The organism is Oceanobacillus kimchii X50 (assembly GCF_000340475.1).
Taxonomy (GTDB): Bacteria; Bacillota; Bacilli; order Bacillales; family Amphibacillaceae; genus Oceanobacillus; species Oceanobacillus kimchii.
This window is the reverse complement of record NZ_CM001792.1, coordinates 2,456,652-2,475,931: the sequence shown is the minus strand read 5'-3', so window position 1 is coordinate 2,475,931 and position 19,280 is coordinate 2,456,652. Positions and strand designations below refer to the sequence as shown.

Annotated in this window: 26 protein-coding genes; 20 read left to right on the top strand and 6 right to left on the bottom strand. The window is 34.0% G+C overall.

What is annotated here, in order from left to right; genetic code table 11:
• Positions 1 to 117: 117 nt before the first annotated feature.
• From C794_RS12900 to C794_RS12890, 3 genes are all read left to right on the top strand, one after another.
• A complete protein-coding gene (locus C794_RS12900; protein ID WP_017797557.1) occupies positions 118 to 390 on the top strand; it encodes a hemolysin XhlA family protein in 273 nt (90 codons plus the stop codon).
• A gap of 21 nt (positions 391 to 411) precedes the next feature.
• The gene (locus C794_RS12895; protein ID WP_017797556.1) at positions 412 to 645 is read left to right on the top strand and encodes a phage holin; all 234 of its coding nucleotides are present in this window, start codon (positions 412 to 414) and stop codon (positions 643 to 645) included.
• 61 nt (positions 646 to 706) lie between these two features.
• On the top strand, positions 707 to 1,546 hold the full coding sequence (locus C794_RS12890) for an N-acetylmuramoyl-L-alanine amidase (RefSeq protein WP_017797555.1): 840 nt from the start codon (positions 707 to 709) through the stop codon (positions 1,544 to 1,546).
• Positions 1,547 to 1,580: 34 nt separating this feature from the next.
• On the opposite strand, the gene C794_RS12885 is transcribed toward C794_RS12890, so the two are convergent.
• The 3 genes from C794_RS12885 to C794_RS21185 all read right to left on the bottom strand — a co-directional run bounded on the left by C794_RS12885 (position 1,581) and on the right by C794_RS21185 (position 3,298).
• On the bottom strand, positions 1,581 to 2,423 hold the full coding sequence (locus C794_RS12885; RefSeq protein ID WP_017797554.1) for a manganese catalase: 843 nt from the start codon (positions 2,421 to 2,423) through the stop codon (positions 1,581 to 1,583).
• Between the two features lie 85 nt (positions 2,424 to 2,508).
• Positions 2,509 to 2,940, bottom strand: a complete 432-nt coding sequence (locus C794_RS12880; protein ID WP_017797553.1) for a YndM family protein — start codon at positions 2,938 to 2,940, stop codon at positions 2,509 to 2,511.
• Between the two features lie 232 nt (positions 2,941 to 3,172).
• The gene (locus tag C794_RS21185; RefSeq protein ID WP_017797552.1) at positions 3,173 to 3,298 is read right to left on the bottom strand and encodes a hypothetical protein; all 126 of its coding nucleotides are present in this window, start codon (positions 3,296 to 3,298) and stop codon (positions 3,173 to 3,175) included.
• A gap of 62 nt (positions 3,299 to 3,360) precedes the next feature.
• On the opposite strand from C794_RS21185, the gene C794_RS12870 reads away from it, so the two are divergent.
• From C794_RS12870 to C794_RS12860, 3 genes are all read left to right on the top strand, one after another.
• Positions 3,361 to 3,576 (top strand): hypothetical protein, encoded by a 216-nt coding sequence (locus C794_RS12870; protein WP_017797551.1) that lies wholly within the window; start codon positions 3,361 to 3,363, stop codon positions 3,574 to 3,576.
• Positions 3,573 to 3,911, top strand: coding sequence for a YolD-like family protein (locus C794_RS12865; RefSeq protein WP_017797550.1), 339 nt, complete (start codon positions 3,573 to 3,575; stop codon positions 3,909 to 3,911). The genes C794_RS12870 and C794_RS12865 overlap by 4 nt, the downstream gene beginning before the upstream one ends.
• Before the next feature lie 61 nt (positions 3,912 to 3,972).
• Positions 3,973 to 4,167 carry a hypothetical protein gene (locus C794_RS12860; protein ID WP_017797549.1) on the top strand — a complete coding sequence of 65 codons (195 nt, stop codon included), beginning with the start codon at positions 3,973 to 3,975 and terminating at the stop codon, positions 4,165 to 4,167.
• Positions 4,168 to 4,183: 16 nt separating this feature from the next.
• Here the strand turns inward: C794_RS12860 and C794_RS12855 are convergent, their stop codons facing one another.
• Positions 4,184 to 5,350, bottom strand: a complete 1,167-nt coding sequence (locus C794_RS12855; RefSeq protein ID WP_017797548.1) for a M23 family metallopeptidase — start codon at positions 5,348 to 5,350, stop codon at positions 4,184 to 4,186.
• A gap of 240 nt (positions 5,351 to 5,590) precedes the next feature.
• Between C794_RS12855 and C794_RS12850 the strand changes: the two genes are divergently transcribed.
• Entirely contained in the window at positions 5,591 to 5,836 is a 246-nt protein-coding gene (locus C794_RS12850; protein WP_017797547.1) for a hypothetical protein, read from the top strand.
• Positions 5,837 to 5,855: 19 nt separating this feature from the next.
• On the opposite strand, the gene C794_RS12845 is transcribed toward C794_RS12850, so the two are convergent.
• Both C794_RS12845 and C794_RS12835 read right to left on the bottom strand, forming a co-directional pair.
• Positions 5,856 to 6,248 (bottom strand): YhjD family protein, encoded by a 393-nt coding sequence (locus C794_RS12845; RefSeq protein WP_017797546.1) that lies wholly within the window; start codon positions 6,246 to 6,248, stop codon positions 5,856 to 5,858.
• 302 nt (positions 6,249 to 6,550) lie between these two features.
• Positions 6,551 to 6,742, bottom strand: coding sequence for a helix-turn-helix transcriptional regulator (locus tag C794_RS12835; RefSeq protein ID WP_017797544.1), 192 nt, complete (start codon positions 6,740 to 6,742; stop codon positions 6,551 to 6,553).
• Between the two features lie 232 nt (positions 6,743 to 6,974).
• On the opposite strand from C794_RS12835, the gene C794_RS12830 reads away from it, so the two are divergent.
• From C794_RS12830 to C794_RS12770, 13 genes are all read left to right on the top strand, one after another.
• A complete protein-coding gene (locus C794_RS12830) occupies positions 6,975 to 8,099 on the top strand; it encodes an FtsK/SpoIIIE domain-containing protein (protein WP_017797543.1) in 1,125 nt (374 codons plus the stop codon).
• A complete protein-coding gene (locus C794_RS12825; RefSeq protein WP_017797542.1) occupies positions 8,041 to 8,637 on the top strand; it encodes a replication-relaxation family protein in 597 nt (198 codons plus the stop codon). The genes C794_RS12830 and C794_RS12825 overlap by 59 nt, the downstream gene beginning before the upstream one ends.
• A gap of 26 nt (positions 8,638 to 8,663) precedes the next feature.
• The gene (locus tag C794_RS12820; RefSeq protein WP_017797541.1) at positions 8,664 to 9,335 is read left to right on the top strand and encodes a hypothetical protein; all 672 of its coding nucleotides are present in this window, start codon (positions 8,664 to 8,666) and stop codon (positions 9,333 to 9,335) included.
• A 745-nt stretch (positions 9,336 to 10,080) separates the two neighbouring features.
• Positions 10,081 to 10,428 carry a metalloregulator ArsR/SmtB family transcription factor gene (locus C794_RS12815; protein WP_017797540.1) on the top strand — a complete coding sequence of 116 codons (348 nt, stop codon included), beginning with the start codon at positions 10,081 to 10,083 and terminating at the stop codon, positions 10,426 to 10,428.
• 13 nt (positions 10,429 to 10,441) lie between these two features.
• Positions 10,442 to 11,740: an arsenic transporter gene (locus C794_RS12810; protein ID WP_017797539.1), complete on the top strand. Its 1,299-nt coding sequence runs from the start codon at positions 10,442 to 10,444 to the stop codon at positions 11,738 to 11,740.
• Positions 11,741 to 11,752: 12 nt separating this feature from the next.
• The gene (arsC, locus tag C794_RS12805; RefSeq protein WP_017797538.1) at positions 11,753 to 12,172 is read left to right on the top strand and encodes an arsenate reductase (thioredoxin); all 420 of its coding nucleotides are present in this window, start codon (positions 11,753 to 11,755) and stop codon (positions 12,170 to 12,172) included.
• Between the two features lie 261 nt (positions 12,173 to 12,433).
• Positions 12,434 to 13,366 (top strand): glucose-1-phosphate thymidylyltransferase RfbA, encoded by a 933-nt coding sequence (rfbA, locus tag C794_RS12800; RefSeq protein ID WP_017797537.1) that lies wholly within the window; start codon positions 12,434 to 12,436, stop codon positions 13,364 to 13,366.
• A complete protein-coding gene (gene rfbB, locus C794_RS12795) occupies positions 13,359 to 14,396 on the top strand; it encodes a dTDP-glucose 4,6-dehydratase (RefSeq protein WP_017797536.1) in 1,038 nt (345 codons plus the stop codon). Before rfbA ends, rfbB begins: the two co-directional genes overlap by 8 nt.
• Positions 14,366 to 15,331: a glycosyltransferase family 2 protein gene (locus C794_RS12790; protein ID WP_017797535.1), complete on the top strand. Its 966-nt coding sequence runs from the start codon at positions 14,366 to 14,368 to the stop codon at positions 15,329 to 15,331. Before rfbB ends, C794_RS12790 begins: the two co-directional genes overlap by 31 nt.
• On the top strand, positions 15,332 to 16,024 hold the full coding sequence (locus C794_RS12785; protein ID WP_017797534.1) for a GNAT family N-acetyltransferase: 693 nt from the start codon (positions 15,332 to 15,334) through the stop codon (positions 16,022 to 16,024).
• Positions 16,025 to 16,026: 2 nt separating this feature from the next.
• Positions 16,027 to 16,383: an EamA family transporter gene (locus tag C794_RS12780; protein ID WP_017797533.1), complete on the top strand. Its 357-nt coding sequence runs from the start codon at positions 16,027 to 16,029 to the stop codon at positions 16,381 to 16,383.
• A gap of 4 nt (positions 16,384 to 16,387) precedes the next feature.
• Complete coding sequence (gene rffA / locus C794_RS12775) at positions 16,388 to 17,518, top strand: dTDP-4-amino-4,6-dideoxygalactose transaminase (protein ID WP_017797532.1); 1,131 nt, start codon at positions 16,388 to 16,390, stop codon at positions 17,516 to 17,518.
• Complete coding sequence (locus C794_RS12770) at positions 17,481 to 19,172, top strand: DUF6044 family protein (RefSeq protein ID WP_017797531.1); 1,692 nt, start codon at positions 17,481 to 17,483, stop codon at positions 19,170 to 19,172. The genes rffA and C794_RS12770 overlap by 38 nt, the downstream gene beginning before the upstream one ends.
• The last annotated feature ends 108 nt before the right edge of the window (positions 19,173 to 19,280 follow it).

Sequence of the window (19,280 nt, the reverse complement as noted above, 5' to 3'; positions counted from 1 at the left end):
GGCTTATTTTTATGCAGGAAAACAGGGAGTAGTTATAGGCTACTCCCCACCCAACAATAGGGATAGTTGGGTTACTAACATTATACGATATTTTACACATACGTTAGGGGGTCGAGCATGTCAAATCAAGAGGAGTTGACAGATGTGGATAGAACGCAACAGGACATCATGGAGATTAGACATGACATTAAAAATATAAAAAATGATGTCTATAAATTACAGATGAATGATGCAAAACAGGATGAAAAAATAGTCAATTTGCAATCTACACTATCATCAATACAAGATGATACAAAGTGGATAAGGCGAATGATTACAAAAGCAATTGTTACCGCAGTGATAACGGGGCTTATCGGCGGAGCTATTGCTTTATTTTTTGCTAAATTTTAAGACTTGAAGGAGGTGAGAAACATGGATAAAGCGACACTAACACGCACAATCGTATTGTTTTTGGCATTGATTAACCAGTTTTTAGTAACATTTGGACTTAACCCAATACCAGGAACTGAAACATTATGGGGTGAGGTAATCACAGTCATCATTACAGGTGTTACTGCTACTATAGCATGGTTCAAAAATAACTATGTAACTGCTAGAGGTAAGAGTCAAAAAGAAGTATTACAACGAAATAGCCTTATTAAATAGGTGGCTAGTCCAAACGGGCAAGCCATTTTTTTAATACAAAAATATTAAGGAGGAATTTATAATGAGTAAAATTTATTTAGATCCAGGACATGGTGGAACAGATCCGGGTGCAGTAGGAAATGGTCTGCAGGAGAAGAATGTCACATTATCTATTGCACTAAAAACCAGGGACATTCTAAATCGTGATTATGAAGGGCATAGCATTCGGATGAGTAGGACAAGCGACACGACTCGGAGTCTAGCACAACGTACAAATGATGCGAATAGCTGGGGTGCTGACTACTTTGTGAGTATTCATATTAATGCCGGTGGTGGAACTGGTTACGAGGATTATATTTACAATGGCAGTGTCTCCAACAACACGATAACTTACCGTGATAGAGTTCATACAGAAATTATGAGACAAGTGGATTTTAGAAATCGGGGTAAAAAACGTGCTAACTTCCATGTATTACGTGAAACTAGTATGCCAGCAGTATTAACGGAGAATGGATTCATTGACACTGTAGCTGATGCGAATAAATTGAAATCAGATGCTTACCTTAATCGTATTGCTCTAGGTCATGCCAATGGTATTGCACAAGCGTTAGGGTTAAGAAGAAAATCTGGTGGGGGTAGCACCTATACAGTACAATCAGGAGATACCCTTTGGAGCATTGCCCAAGCCCACAATATGACTGTGCAACAATTAAGAGACCTAAACGGATTAACTGACGATACTATTTATCCAGGGCAAGTTTTAAGTGTTAGCAGTGTCGGGGCTGTTTATCATACAGTTCAATCCGGTGAAACGCTTTGGGGAATTGCACAACAGTATAATACAACGGTTAGCGCAATCAGAACTCTTAACGGATTGACTGGTGATGTTATTCAGCCTGGTCAGAGGTTACGGGTAAGATAAATAAATAAAAAAGCCCTCCTAGTGGGGGCTTTTTTTAGTCAAATAGCTTAGGTTTTTCATTATTATTCGGTGTTCCATGAATATATCCTGGTGCAGGTTTCAAAATAGGTTTTTGACCAAAAGCTTTTGGATCTCTAATGTATTCAAATTCCCCATCTCCATCCATACTTTTGCCTTTTGCCCATCTTCCTTCACTACTTTCATCACCGAAGGAATAGTTCATAAAAGAATGAGAAACTTCTTGTTTTTCATATTGTTGGTTAAATGTTGATGGTACGATTGGTTTTTCGTTTTGTTCTAATTCTTCAATTGCCGCCATCCATTGATTTTGATGCATGGTATCGCGTGCTATTAGCCATGAAAGCATATCTCGAACACCCTTATCGTCAGTCATTTCATATAATCTTACGACTTGAAGGCGACCTTGTGACTCAGCATTTAAATTTGCACGAAAGTCAGCGAGTAAATTTCCGCTTGCGATAGTATAACGAGAATTAAAAGGGTAACCAGCACTATCAGTAGGTGTTGCACCTAATCCAGATACTATGGCATGTTGGGGGTTCATTCCTCCCATCACAGCACCTACTACAGGATTTTTTGCAGCTTCCTCTTGATCCTCGACAGGTGCATGGTCAAGTAACTGCGCAATCATAGTAGCTAACATTTCTACATGTGCTATTTCTTCTGTTCCAATATCTAAAAGCATATCTCTATACTTTTGATTACCACGACAATTCCATCCCTGAAATAGGTACTGCATCATAACAGTTATTTCTCCGAATTGGCCACCTAAAACTTCTTGTAACTTTTTTGCGTATACTGGATCTGGACGGTCTGGTTTTGCATTATATTGCAATTCTTTTACGTGAAAAAACATAAATATGTCACACTCCTTTTATATTTAGGGTAACCACTAAATTATTATTTATAACGGTCACAAAATGAAGACACCTTGCATGACTCTATTCTTTGTCCTTTTTGTTGTGAAATTCTTTACTTACTTCGGTTTGGAAGCTTGTAGATGTACGGTAATTATTGCTTTTATCCACATTATCAAAAACAAAATTACGTAAGTATCTATGATATAAAAGTTCAGTAATTGAAATAAAAAATGCAGATATGAAAGCTGCAGTCATAATTGGAGCAGTGCCTTCAAATAAAAAAGTGCCTATAATCCAGATTCCAATGTAAGCAAGCGCAAAATCACTTACTGCTGCGGCTACATTTCCAATTTTAGGTAATATGAACATATCGCCCGCAAAAGCAATTACAGCTAAGATAATACTTGTCGTAATAATGTCAGATAAAGAAACATTAAAGAACAAGCCTAGTATTATCCATAATGTGACAAATAATAATATAAACTTTAACAAGAAAGCTGATACATATTTCAATTAACATCATCCTTTTTTAATTATTGAAGGTTAGTTTTGTCTATAATTAGTATTTTTATGTATATTTAAAGCTTCCCTTTAACAAGAGGTTTTGTAGTAGTTATTATTAAATATTGAACTTGTAATAAATTTATATATAAGTGGAATCAGGCCGAAAAGCTGCAGAAATAGTTAAGAAGATGAAATAGACAGAGATATGCAGAAGACATGATAATTAAAAGCCACTCGAAGATTAAGAGTGGCTTTTTTCATCATCCTCATAAATATATAGGTCATCTACTTTACAACTTAACACTTTAGCTAATTTGAATGTTCTTTCAAGTGGTGTATCTACCCAAATGGAATCCATTTTTTTCATGTTTACACCTTATTATTTTTTGGTATAATAAGAACAAACGTTCGTGATTTGGAGGGTGAAACATGAAAGGATTACTTGAAAATTCGAAGGAACTAAAGAGTAAGATAATGATTTATTATATAGACACTAATAATGAAGTAACTCAACGGATAATAAGCGTTGTTGAAATAAAAAGGGAACACGTTATTGCTTATTGTCACTATAGAAAACAAGTTCGTTCATTTAAGTTCGAGAACATCCTTTCATGTGGACCAGTCAAAAGGAGAGTAGGGGCATGAGTGTTAATGATAGAGGTACAATAAAATGGACATCTATGATGTTGCCAGAGCATGTAGAGTTGTTGAACCAATTAAAGGAAAAGCAAAACAGGAAGCAAAAACCTATACTTGATGAACAACAACTTGAGGAAAACGGTTTTCAGTTAATGATGGCACATAAGGATAACCTTCTCATCAATATTAAGTATTATGCTAATTATGATTACCATAATATCAAAGGATATATTGATAAGATCAATTATCAAGACAAGTATATTACTATGGTTGAAAAAGTAAGTTCAGGCAATTATACACGAATAAATTTCGATGTAATTTTAGAAGTTACTATACTATAGAAGGGAATTCTCTGTTTTTATAGAATTTAGGTATATATATATCTATAATAAGGGGGATTTTATGGCGACTTTATTGGGTTCATACTGGTGTGGATACTGTAAAGAAGAATTGAAATCAAAAGATGGTGTAATTGTTGGTAATATAAGGACAATGGTACATATTAAATGTCGTTTACCCAACTCTGAAGATGAAATAGATAGAGGATATGCAGAAGACATGATACTTAAATATAATTTTGGTGAGCCACTCAAATAAGAGTGGCTCTTTTAATTTAAAAGTTTATAAATAGTTCTGGATCGATTCCATTACGTGACTGCCAAGAGCCTTCATGTATTTCAAAATGTAAGTGTTGTCCGGTAGAATTCCCTGTATTGCCCATGTAACCTAATAATTGCCCTTGTTGAACAGTTTGTCCAACGCGTACTTGTAAATTACTTCTCATATGTGCATAAACAGTAGTGTATTTTTTATTATTAATATTATGTTCTACATAAACCACGTATCCATAACTGGAGCTATAATCAGCTCTTGTGACTTTTCCGGAAGCTGATGAAACTATTTGGACACCATTTCCTCTGGTTGCAAGGTCAATTCCATAATGAAAACCACTTCCCCTAGGTCCATAAGTACTGGTTACGGTATATCCACCGTTTACCGGTACTATAAATTTTGTCTGATTGTCTTTTAGACTAATCCATTTTTTACCAAGCCATGTTTCTATTTGATACCATCCATCAGACGTTGCATTAAAAACCTTTACAGTTTGAGCTCCAATAGATGCTGGTGATTTAGAATTGAAAGAGGGCTCATCATATAATTTATATTGTTTATCTAAAGTTAAATTTTGTCCATTAGGTGCTATCCACTTATTACCTAACCAAGTTTTTACTAACCACCAACCACTCTCTCTTTTTGCAATTACAGTGATTTCTTGCGGATTAATAGAGGCTCCGGTTGATTTTGTGAAATTAGGTTCATTATAAATTTTTGCAGTCTTACTTAAATTTTCTTTGATACCATTAGGTGCAATCCACCTTTCTCCTAACCATGTGTTGACTCTCCACCAACCATTGTTTTTTTGTTCATAAACTGTTATAGTCTGTGGTTCTATAAAAGCAGAAGTACTTTTTAAAAGATCAGCTTCATTGTATATTCTAGTTGCAAAGCTAAGTTCAACTTCAACGCCATTAGGTGCAATCCATTTTTCTCCCAACCAGGTATCTACTTTTATCCAACCATTGGATCTTTCATCTAGTACTTCTAGAGTTTGAGGTGCTTTAATTATAGCACTGGTTTTTGATTTGAAATTTGGTTCATTATAAATGGTAGTGTCTTTCGTGATGTTGATGGATTCAGCTGCGGATACACTAACTGAATAAAATGTAGTAATTGCAAACAATAGTGCAAATGAAACTAACAACTTTTTTAATAAGCGCAAAACTTATCCCTCCTCATATAGTATGAGGAAATGTTACCATTAAAAGTAGTTTAAAAACTTAAATTTACAGAAAATATATAATAAATTAACGTATACTGAAATTTGTGTATATAAGTTTAATATATATGTGTTAGGTTTAACTTTACTTTAAAGTAGTGTAAAAAGTAGGTTAAGAGTGATTAATACATATTGTGAAATCAATGACCTTCAGTTATTATTGCAGTATAAAGGAGTGATTAAATGGAGTTAATTACTTTATCTATGCTGCTTTTGACAATTATAATTATTGCTATTTTATCAAAGAAGAAAAAGTTTCGATTTTATTACGTAGTAAGCTATCTTTTATTGGGTATTTTTGCACTATATATTGGTATTAAATTTAATAACGTATATTCGGTTATCTTATATGGTACAGCATTTATTTCTAACCTATCAGGATTTGTCCTTTCACTTACTATTAAGGAAGATTATGCAACCCAAAATTAAAACCCCTAAGGGGTTATTTTTATATATTATCTTCACTATCTACATCCGGGGGAATATAATTTGTATCTAAAGGTATATCCTTATGTTCAATCTCAATCATATTTTCGCCATACATATAAGACTGAATGACCTTCTTTGTTCCTTCTCTTAATTCTTCAGAAGTAAACTCCATGTTTTTTCCATTAACCAAATACTTGCCTGCAGATTGTTTTCTAATATTTAAATGATGATCTTGAACAACCTCACGTTTTAACTCATAAAAATCTTTTTCAATGGCATTAATTAATGACTCATGCAAATCTAAATAAGGAGGTACGATTTTAAATTTATCGTGATTGTATAATTTTTCGTTGTGTTTCAGTGTGTTAATCGCTAATGGCATACATATGTATTTTAGTACAAGATCATTCATTTAATCACCATCATCTTTTTTCTTTTTCTTTGAATCAAATAAACCCAGTGCTACTGCAACCGCAATTGCAATAACAATCCATGAACCTTCCATAACTATATACCTCCATTAATTATCTTCATAAGTTTAAAAATCTAATAGGATATCTATGTGATAACTTCATAATTAAACATAACATAATATTAGAACAAATGTTTGCTTTTTGTCGAGATATATTGTAGTATAAATATTATACAAGCTAACTACTACCCCTTTTGTAGATTAGATGTGAATACGCCCCGTTACTGCAACGGGGTCTTTTTTTATTCTTCTTCGTATAAATCTTCTAATTTGCAATTTAAAATTTTAGATAATTTAACTGCTTGATCTAATCGTATCATGCTTTTGTTTTTAGACCAATTAGTAATAGTATCTTTATTGACTCCCATTTTCGCAGCAACATACTGCTTTTTATATCCCGATTTTTTTATTAAATCATCTACTCTTAATTTCATTATCATCACCAATTAATTAGTTCGATACAAGTATAGTAAATCCCTTTATTTGATAGCTTACATAAAAAAATCGGAAACTTTTCGGATTTCACAACATAGACTTTACTATGCACAGTAAATAAATGTTTACTTACGTTGCCTTAATTACTGTTGCATCAACAAACGAATATACGCACGAATAGGTAACACTACGAACACCAAAGCGTATATACGTACGAATAGGGGTGCGAATATGGAATTACTTATAGGTGGGTGCTTGTCTGCTTTTACTCTTTATGCAGCTACAAAATGGAATAAATCAGACAAAGATAAAATTAAGCATACATTCCGAAATTTAAACTATAAAACAAAAGATTATGAACCAAAGCATTTTAAAACACATCGTACTGACGACTACACTTTATATAGCTACCATGTACCGTATGGACTTGTGGACGATGATAAATTACAGGTACTTGAAAAGGTATTAAATAAGCCAGTTAAAATAACATTTGCTAAGACTAAGCTGCACATTAAAGTATATAAGAATCGAATACCCACTAATATTGCTTACAATTGGATCCAATCGGATGGATGGACTTTACCTATTGGTCAATCATTAGATGGTCCAGTAATGCATGATTTTGATAAAATACCTCACATGACTATAGCAGGGATGACCAGACATGGTAAAACTGTACTGTTAAAATTGATTTTATCTCATTTGATTTATTCTAATCCTGATGATGTGGAGTTTTACATTATTGATCTTAAAGGAGGACTGGAATTTAGTCAGCATAATTACAAGCAAGTCAAAAAGGTGGCGAGTAGTCCATTACAAGCCTATGACTTATTAAGGGACTTAGCTGTAGATATTGAATTAGATATGGCTCATTTCAAGCAAAAGGGATATAACAATGTATTAAATACCAATATCAAGCGCAGAAAATTTATTATTGTGGATGAAGGAGCTGAACTTGTGCCGCATAAATATATGGATAAAGAAGAAAGAAAAAAACTAGATTATTGTCAGTACGCTTTATCCAATATAGCAAGGGTGTCCGGTGCGTTAGGTTATCGTTTAGTGTTTGCTACTCAATATCCAACTGCAGACACATTACCAAGACAGATTAAACAAAATGCAGACTGTAAAATAAGTTTTCGTGTACCTACAGAGTTGGCTTCTAGAATATCCATTGATGAACAAGGCGCACAGGATATAAATATTAAAGGTAGAGCAATTTATCGAACATCTGATAAACAATTAATACAAGTGCCATATGTAAGTGATGATGAAATAAAAGGGAGGTTTAAGCAATATGTTAGCTCAACTACAAAGACAACAGAGAGACGAACAGATACTGTTGAGTTTGGATAAATTGACGTATGCCACAAGGGAACAATTACAGATAATTAATAACCTTGGCGGTGATCGTAATGCACAGCGTATATTAGCAAGAATGGAAAATGATAAACTAATACTTGCTGCTCGAATGGAAAAAAAAATATATTACTTATCCAATAGAGGTAAGCAATTAATCGGTTCGAATCAAGGGATATTAAATAGGAAGGAAGTCGTTCACACATTAATGAGAAATGCTCTTTATATTAAATTAGGAATGCCTAAAGATTGGAAGAAAGAACGTCCCGTTACCTGGGGAGATAATAAACTAATACCAGATGCAACATTTAAACGTAATGGGGAATTTTATTTTATTGAAATAGACAATCAACAGACCATGGCCACTAATAAAGATAAGATACTAAAGTACAAAGACCTCTCTTATATAATCCACCAACAATATAACCACAGACCAACATTGATATGGTATACGTTATCCTCGAATCGAAAGAAAAAGTTAAAAGAACTTTGTGAAAAGTCGTCCATTAAATATGAAATATATGGTAACATGTAGGTACAAAGAAACAGGGGGTTAAAGAATTGAAAAGAAGTTTGATTTTGCTATTAATAGCTACAGCATTAGTCGGATGTAGCGACAAAGACACAGAAGCCGCTCAAGAAACCGAGTCCAATAAAGAAGAAGTTCAAAAATCGGAACAACCTGAAGAAAACAAAGTGGAAAGAAGTAATGAAGAGATACAAAGGGAGGGGGAACTTATAGAGATAGGTCAAACTGTAAACGGAGATACTGGAAAAGTTGAATTAATTAATATAAAAGAATTTAATGAAACGATTGAACAAGGTCCTTTAAAAATAGAAATGATAAACGCGAAATTAATTGAAAATACTAATAGCACTCAAGCGTTTAAGCAGCACCTTAGTCAATTTGTAAGTCATGAAGTTGGAGATGAAGTAACATATATTCAAATAAGGTATAATGTAGAAAATACTTCGGATGATGAATTATACTGGTCTAATTTAAAAAATATTGTTACCGATCAAAAAGAGCAAATAAATGCAGATATGGAAGAATTTTTATTGCAAAGTTACGAAACGGAATTTTTAGGAAACGTTCAACATGATTATGTACAGTCATTCGTCATTAAGAATTCAGACATAAATGAAGTGAAGTTTGTTTTTAACGCAATTGAAGATTTAAATTCTTATGAAAAAATAACTGATGAAATTGAATATAACTTTACATTTGATTGATTTAAAAAAGAGAGGGTAATCCCTCTCTTTTAAATGGAATACAAAACGGTATACATTTAATAAAAATATATGTTTATTCCTCATTTTTCCTTTATGGTGTAAATGTTTATATATCAGCATTTTTGAGCATTTTTAGACATATTGAAAACTCGTCCAATCGACTCCCTCCGTCTCCACCAATACATAACTAATATTGGTGTGATATTATTTATAAAGTCGTGGTAACACTTTTGTTATTTTGATTTAAATTCTAATAACTATGCTTGTTTAAAGTCATCTTCCATTTGGTTGATGGCTTTTTTATGTTGCAGCTTCTTTCCAAAATTAGTCGATGAGTATGATTAATTAAAAAATCTAATTTACCAACTAAACGATATTCTTGAACTTTAATAAGAAAAAATTAATGAGTGCCCAAAAATCCTGAGGAATAGAAAAAATGGTCACTCATAGAGTGGATGAGTGCCCAAAAATCTTGAGGAATAGAAAAAATGGTCACTCATAGAGTGGGTGAGTGCCCAAAAATCTTGAGGAGCAGAAAAAATGGTCACTCATAGAGTGGATGAGTGCCCAAAAATCCTGAGGAACAGAAAAATGGTCACTCATCATGCCACCTATTTTCATCATTATATTTGAATTCTTGATCAACCAGCGGGATTGATCCACAAAAAAAGCTAAAACTCTACTTTATATAAATATTGACTTATATAAGCAAGTGGTTATATAATCACTCGAGGAGGAGATAACCATGGTTCATACCGAAACTACATTCGAAGTTCAAGAATTAACAGAGTTACTAAAGGTAATGAGTGATCCTACTCGAATTTTAATAGCATATTTCTTACAAAGTAAAACATACTGCGTATGTGAATTTGTTGAGATGTTTGAAATAAGTCAGCCGGCAATTAGTCAGCACATACGTAAATTAAAACAGATAGAATTAATTACGGAAACAAGAAAAGGCCAATGGAGGTATTTTACAATGAACAAACAATCTCCTTATTATTCAATGGTTCAGCAGATTCTTAAAACAATTAATCCAGAAAATACAAAAGTAAAAAATGTAATCACAAAAGAAAAGCCACTGGAATGTTAGGGAGGAATTTAGATTGTCATCAGTGATTATTGCATCAGTTATATTTTTACTCACGCTCATATTAGTGATATGGCAACCAAAGAATTTAAATATTGGGTGGTCAGCTTGTGGGGGAGCAATTGTAGCATTACTTTTTGGTGTTGTTAGCTTTAGTGATGTATGGGATGTAACAGGGATTGTTTGGAATGCAACTCTTACTTTTATTGCTATTATTTTAATCTCATTAATATTAGATGATATTGGATTTTTTGAATGGTCTGCACTACATATGTCACGTCTTGCAAAAGGAAATGGCATTCTAATGTTTGTTTATGTATGTGTGCTTGGTTCTTTTGTTGCTGCATTTTTTGCAAACGATGGGGCAGCATTAATTTTAACACCAATTGTATTAGCAATGGTGCGATCTCTAGATTTTGATGAAAAAATAGTATTTCCATTTATAATCGCGAGTGGTTTTATTGCAGATACAACTTCACTTCCTTTAATAGTAAGTAACTTAGTGAATATTGTGTCAGCTGACTTTTTTGGAATCGGATTTATTGAATACGCCACACATATGATTGTACCAACAATTGTTGCACTTGTTTCTAGTATTATTGTACTTTTCGTTTATTTTCGAAAACGAATTCCTAGGACCTATGATTATTCCAAATTGAAAGAACCACGTAAGGCGATTAAAGACTATCGCATGTTTCGATTATCATGGTTTGTATTAGGACTATTATTAATCGGGTATTTAGTTAGTGAGTTTGTTGGTATTCCAGTATCATTTATAGCTGGTGTGATTGCCATTATATTTTTAGTTGTTGCGAAGTATAGTCAGGCTGTCAATACGATGGCGGTGATAAAGGGAGCACCATGGAATATTGTCTTTTTCTCCATTGGCATGTATGTCGTAGTTTATGGACTACGAAATGTTGGATTAACGGATGTCTTGGCTGACGTGATACAAGTTGTTGCAAATCAAGGGATGTTTGCAGCAACTATGGGAATGGGCTTCATTGCTGCATTTTTATCTTCCATTATGAATAATATGCCAACCGTTATGATTGATGCTCTTGCAATTGCTGAAACTTCAACAAGTCAGATGGTACGCGAGGCTTTAATCTATGCTAATGTTGTTGGTGCAGACCTAGGTCCAAAAATTACACCAATTGGTTCTTTAGCAACATTATTATGGCTTCACGTCCTAACTCAAAAAGGAGTTAAAATATCGTGGGGAACTTATTTTAAAACAGGAATTGTAATAACGATACCTGTCTTATTTATGACACTTGTAGGATTGTATATATGGTTAATGATTATAAATTAAAGGAGTTTTAATATGTCTAAAAAAATTATTTATTTCTTATGTACAGGAAATTCATGTCGCAGTCAAATGGCAGAGGGATGGGGAAAGGAAATTCTAGGTGAAGAATGGGATGTGCACAGTGCAGGAATTGAAGCACATGGGCTTAATCCAAGTGCTGTAAAAGCAATGAAAGAAGTGGATATTGATATTACAGCTCAAACTTCTGATCAAATTGATAAAGATATTTTAAATAAAGCTGATTTTGTTGTTACCTTATGTGGAGATGCGAAGGATAAATGTCCAATGACTCCTCCACAAGTAAAAAGGGATCATTGGGGATTTGAGGATCCTGCAAAAGCACAGGGTACACAAGAGGAAAAGTGGGCTATATTTCAGCAGGTTCGTGACAAAATTGGCGACCGCATAAAAGTGTTTGCTAAGACAGGAGAATAATTATGAGAGAGAAAAGCATGAAGATAGTGTATATCTTCATGCTTATTTGTTGTGTTTAAGTATAAAAACCGTGGATATGTCTATGATTTTATTATTGTATTATGTCCAACTGAATGATAATCAAGTGAAATATATTTGAAATAAGAATGTAAGTTTATAAACTTATAATTAAAGGGAAAGAACAAGTGAACAGGAAACGCTATTTCAAAACAAGCAAAAGCAGCATTAAACGATATTACGATTTAGGAAGGTGTGTTGGTAATGAAGGGGATTTTACTTGCAGGTGGAAGCGGATCTCGATTGTCTCCAAGTACGGATAGCTTAAATAAGCATTTACTCCCGGTTTATGACAAGCCGATGATTTATTATCCACTATCAGTATTAATGCTAGGTGGTTTAAAAGAAATAATGATAATCAGTACACCAGAAGATACATCTCGTTTTGAGAGGTTACTGGGCGATGGTTCACATTTAGGAATTACTATAACTTATCGAGTGCAGGAAGAACCAAAAGGAATTCCGGAAGCTCTCATAATTGCAGAAGATTTTATTGGTACAGATGATGTCACACTGATGCTTGCAGATAATATATTTTACGGTCAAGGGTTTACAACTTTATTAAGAAAAGCGATTAAAAAACATCAACATGCCATGGTATTTGGTTACCGGGTTAAAGATCCGGAGAGATTCGGAGTTGTTGAATTTGATCATAACCAAAAAGCAATTTCTATTGAAGAAAAGCCAGAAGATCCCAAATCTGATTTTGCCGTAACTGGGTTATACATGTATGATTATCGAGCTGTTAACATTGCGAAGAATTTAGAGCCCTCTGACAGAGGAGAATTAGAGATTACGGATGTTAACAAAGAGTATCTGAGGTGCAATCAACTAGATGTAGAGTTGTTAGGAAGAGGATTTGCATGGATGGATGCGGGCACGCAAGAATCACTATTTGATGCAGCGGAATTTATAAAAACAACACAACAACGTCAAGGTTTTAAAATTGCATGTTTGGAAGAAATCGCATTTTACCTTGGATATATTTCTAAAGAAGCATTATATGAAAGAGGCAAAACAATGGAAAAAAATGATTATGGTCAATATCTAATGGAGATTGCTGAAAGAAAGCACCATCAGCAATATTGGGATTCAATCGATCATCATCCAATGTTAGGACTGGTAGAAAATGAATAAGTCAGCGATTTTAATAACAGGTGGGGCTGGATTTATTGGTTCAAATTTTATCCATTATTTTATGGATATGTATCCGGAAGTTCCCATTGTTAATATAGATAAATTAACTTATGCAGGATCTCTGCAAAATCTCAAAGGAATAGATTCAAACGCTAACTATCATTTTGTAAAAGGTGATATTGCAGATGAACAGGTTGTGGGGCAAGTATTTCAAAACTTTGATATCCATGGAGTAATTCATTTTGCAGCAGAATCGCATGTTGATCGGTCTATTGAAGATGCGCGAACTTTTGTAGATACGAATGTGGTAGGTACATTGAATTTACTACAAGCAGCACGCAATGACTGGGAAGAAAAAGGAGAACTGGAAGGTAGACGATTTCACCATATATCTACTGACGAAGTATATGGTTCACTTGGAGAAGAAGGAATGTTTACAGAAGAAACTCCTTATGATCCTAGAAATCCATATAGTGCATCGAAAGCTGGTGCGAATTTGATGGTGAAAAGTTTTGGATATACGTATGGTATGAATATTGTATTATCTTCTAGTTCGAATAACTATGGTCCTAGACAGCATCAAGAGAAATTGCTCCCTACAATTATTGAAAAAGCGATAAATGGCAAAGAAATTCCGATTTATGGTGACGGGAAAAATGTTCGTGATTGGTTATACGTGGAAGATCATTGTCGAGCAATAGATACAGTATATCATTTTGGGAAATCTCAAGAGACATATAACATCGGTGGCAGAAACGAACGAACAAATCTTGAAATTACGAATCAGATTTGTGATATCTTAAATGGTTTACGCCCTGACTTGTTATCAAAATATGAATTAGGGGAATTTCAGGATTTGATTACCTTTGTCGAAGATCGAAAAGGACATGATTTACGATATGCAATTGATGATCGTAAATTAAGAAATGAATTACAATGGGAGCCAAAACAAACATTAGAGAATGGGCTGAAACAAACAATAGAATGGTATATACGAAAATGGGAATCTATTCCAAAGATGAACCATTGATTTCAGTTGTTGTTCCTGTTTATGGTTGCAAGACCTGCCTAGTTGAATTATGTAGTCGAATAAAAGAGACGATACAGTCCATTCCCGCTCAATATGAAATAATACTCGTCAACGACGCAAGTCCAGATCAAGCGTGGGAAGTGATTGCAAGTTTACATGAACAGGATAATAGAGTTAAAGGAATTGATTTAGCTAGAAATTTTGGGCAACATCATGCGATAACAGCTGGATTAGACTATGCTCAAGGAGATTGGGTTGTGGTCATGGATTGTGATCTGCAAGATCGACCAGAGGAAATTAAGGTATTATTTGAAAAAGCAATGGAAGGGTACGATGTTGTATTCGCTCAGCGAGTTAAACGTCAAGATAATTCAATGAAACGACTTTCTTCCAAACTTTTTTACAAAATCTATGATTACTTCGCTGGTCAACAAAGTGACGCATCTATTGCCAATTACAGTATTATCTCTGCAAAGGTTGCACGTAGTTATCGGAAAATGAGAGAGCAAAATAGATATTACCCGATGTTTATAAAATGGTTGGGATTCAAGCAGACTAAAATTCCAGTGCAACATGATCAACGAAAAGAAGGGAAATCATCTTATAATCTTAAAAAACTATTTAGCTTAGCGACCGATGCAATTGTTTCCCAATCGAATAGACCACTTCGTATATCAATTAGTTTTGGGTTTTTGATGTCACTTGCATCTTTTGTGTATGCAGTTTATTTATTTGGGCGGTATTTCTTTTTAGATGAACATGTACAGGGTTGGACGAGTGTAATGGTATCTATTTTCTTTATTGGAGGATTAATATTCTTCCAATTCGGGATTATAGGTTTATATTTAGGTAAAATCTTTAATGAAACAAAAAACAGACCGATTTATACTGTTCGAAATATGTTAGGAGAAAAACAAGAAGATGGGGTTGATTAGATGATAAAAATGTACTTAGAACCTACACCTTGGGATCGACGTAATTTTCCAGTTGAAACATATCAACTAACAGAATATAGTGAAGCAGCATTAAAAGAAACGGATCAAGTAGAAGGCCATTTTACAGTGAAAGTAGAACCATTTGAAGATACAAAACTATTACATGATTATGGGTTCTATTATACAGATACACTAATTGCACCATTTTGTAAAAAGAATCGCTTCCTATTTGAGAGGGCGGAAGAGGTTTCTTTTACAGAGTCCTTTGATAAGGAGGAAATACTTAATATTGCAGAAGAAGCATTCCAAGGTGGCAGGTACCACCGTGATTTTAATATACCAAATAATATGGCAGATCAAAGATACCGTAATTGGGTTAAAGATTTAATTGATCAACGATTAATTTTAGCTTACAAACAAAACGGGAAAATTGCTGGCTTTTTTGCATATAAAGATGATCAAATATTGTTATTAGCAATGCATGAGGATTACCGAGGTAAGGGTATGGCTACTGCATTTGCGGGTGCGTGTGTAAAAGAACAGTTTGAGAGAACTGGCCATACTGAACTGAAGACGTCAATATCCCCTAGTAACCCCGCTTCCCTAAATGTATTTCTTGGTTTAGGATTCCGTCTCGGTCCTGCCACTGATGTGTATCACAAATTAAATGGGAAATTCGGGGGAAGGGAATAGCTATGGCTTATGCATATATTGTAGGGACCATTGTTTTCACTGTATATGGTCAATTAATTATTAAATGGACGATGGATAAACAAGGGGAACTTCCTGCTGGTTTGATGGATAAATTTTTATTTCTAGTACAAATGATATGGAATCCTTGGATTTTATCCGGTTTTGTAGCAGCCTTTCTTGCAGCATTGAGTTGGATGGCTGCCATGACGAAATTTGATATCAGTTATGCATATCCTTTTATGAGTCTATCATTTGTGCTTGTTTTTATACTATCGGCAATATTTTTTGGAGAACCAATCAGTACACAAAAAATGGTTGGATTTGGATTAATTATACTAGGAATTATAGTAATGAGGTGATCAGTTGATACCATTTAATGTACCTTGTCATATAGGGCGAGAAGAAGAAACAATTGCTGAGGCAATTAAAGAACAAAAATTATCTGGGAATGGCCGTTTTAGTAGATATTGTACTACATGGTTGGAGAATCATTTAGACGCAAAAAAAGCAATATTAACCCCATCTTGTACGGCGGCATTAGAGATGTCTGCTATTTTGACAAATGTGTCAGAGGGAGACGAAGTTATTATGCCATCTTACACATTTGTGTCTACTGCCAATGCATTTGCATTGCGAGGCGCACATATCCGTTTTGTTGATGTAGAACCAACGACAATGAATATTGATCCTAAAGCGATTAAAGCAGCAATAAGTCACCGAACCAAAGCGATCGTAGTAGTACATTATGCGGGTGTTGCTTGTGATATGGTTCCTATCATGAAATTGGCTAACGAACATCAATTATGGGTGATCGAAGACGCTGCACAAGGTTTAAAAAGTCAATATAATGGCCGTCCATTAGGAACTATTGGTCATTTAGGAACATTTAGTTTTCACGATACAAAAAATTATACATGTGGAGAAGGCGGAGCACTTATCATAAATGATGAAGCTTTTGTAGAGCGTGCAGAAATAATACAAGAAAAAGGAACCGATCGTTCTAAATTTGTTCGTGGGGAAGTCGATAAATATACATGGCGAGATATTGGATCTTCTTATTTAACGAGTGAATTAAATGCGGCATACTTATCTGTTCAATTGGACCAAGCAGAAGTTATTAATCAAGACCGTCTTGCTGCTTGGTATTTGTATCAGAAAGGATTAAAACCATTAGAAGAGAAGGGAATTCTAGATTTACCAACCATACCGACTGGATATAAGCACAACGCTCATATGTTCTACATTAAAACAAGAACAGAAGAAGAAAGAAATGAACTTATCAAATACTTAAAGGAACAAGAAATTATGGCTGTAACCCATTATGTTCCATTACACCAATCTGAAGCTGGCAAATACTATGGATCTTTTTCAGGTGAAGATGTTTATACAACTTCTCATAGTAGCAGACTTCTACGCTTACCACTTTATTACGGAATAACGAAAAAGGATGTCGCATATGTCATACAAACTATTCAACAATTTTATTCAGCATAAATGGTTATGGCTTGGTGTATTAATTATTATCGCATATCTTTCACCTTATTTTATTAATGGTGAAAATACACATATACGAATACATGATAATATGGATTCAAACGTTGTATGGTATAAAGTTTTAGCCGAAAGCGGACAAATATTTACATTAAAAGATGTGATGCTCCCATACGCAATCGATGGTTTGCCCCGCAGCGCTTTACCGTCACCATTTGATGCTGTCGTTTGGCTGTATGTATTATTTGAACCGATGACTGCATATACGATCAGCCAAACAATTATGCGACTGGCAGCTTATTTTGGGATGTATCTACTATTAACACGGTTTGTATTAGCAAAAGATACTACTCCGTGGATTACCGTTGGTGTATCACTTGCATTTGCAATGTTACCTTATTGGCCATCAGGAGCTTTATCCATTGCAGGTATTCCCTTAGCTTTATATGTATTTTTAAACATTCGAAAATATAAATCCGAAGCACCGAAACATGCTTGGATATTATTAGTGATAATACCGTTCTTTTCGAATTTTATTTTAAGTTTTGTATTTTTCGTAGGATTAATGGTTGTATTATGGCTGATTGATTATATTCGACAAAAAGAATGGAATTGGAGTTTTTTTAAAGCAATATGTTTAATGACATCGATGTATCTTGTGAAGAACTACTTATTAATAACATCGATGTTTTTTGACTCAAATTTTACTACTCATCGAGAAGAGCTTGACTTAGGGTATAATTCGTTTGAGCGAAGTTATGAATTAGCGTGGGAAAATTTCTTATATGGACATACTCATGATGAAGCACATCAAGCTTATATTATTGTTCCAATCATTCTTTTTGCTTTATTTCTGGCCATATATAAGAAAATTCAGCCCAAATTATTAATAACGCTATTTTTAAGTAATTTAGTCCTTTCTTTTTGGTATGCATTTTGGTATTGGGAAGGATGGCGTGTAATAAAAGATGAGATATCGATCGTTAATACATTTAACTTTGCAAGAATCCATTTTCTCGATCCTACCATTTGGTATATCGCATTTGCGGTTGCTTTAGCGGTTATTTGGAAATATGCAAAGCTAGGTAAATATCTCGTTATTCTCGTATTAATTGCCCAAAGTCTTTATTTATTTGTGTTAACTGAAGATATAAAATATGGAGAGGTTGGAACTCCAACATTTAACGACTTTTATTCGGAAGAATTGTTTACAGAAATTCAACAATACATCGGTAAGGATCCATCTAGTTATCGCGTTGTTAGTATCGGAATGCATCCAACAATTGCACAATATAATGGATTTTACACGTTGGACACATATAACAATAGCTTTCCTTTAGAATATAAGCATGAATTCCGAGAAATTATAGCTGGTGAACTAGATAAAAATCCTTCCTTAAAGAATTACTTTGACACTTGGGGAGGGAGATTGTATATGTATGTAGCAGATCATGGTGAAAATTATATGTTTACAAAAGATAAAAATGAGCCTATTCAACAATTAGATATTAACACAGAAGCTTTAAAAAACTTAGGTGGAGAGTATATACTCTCAGCCGTACCTATTGATAATGCCGAAGAAATTAATCTAGTACTTGAAAAGCGGTTTGAACAAGAAGAATCTCCATGGGAAATATATCTTTATCATGTTTCATAGTGTATATGTTGTTTGAAATCCACAAACGGGGAACTTTTTAGAGGCATCGGTTTTATAGCTAACTTGAAAAAAAGAACACTTTTCAAGTGGTTCTCAAGCTCGAGCTAT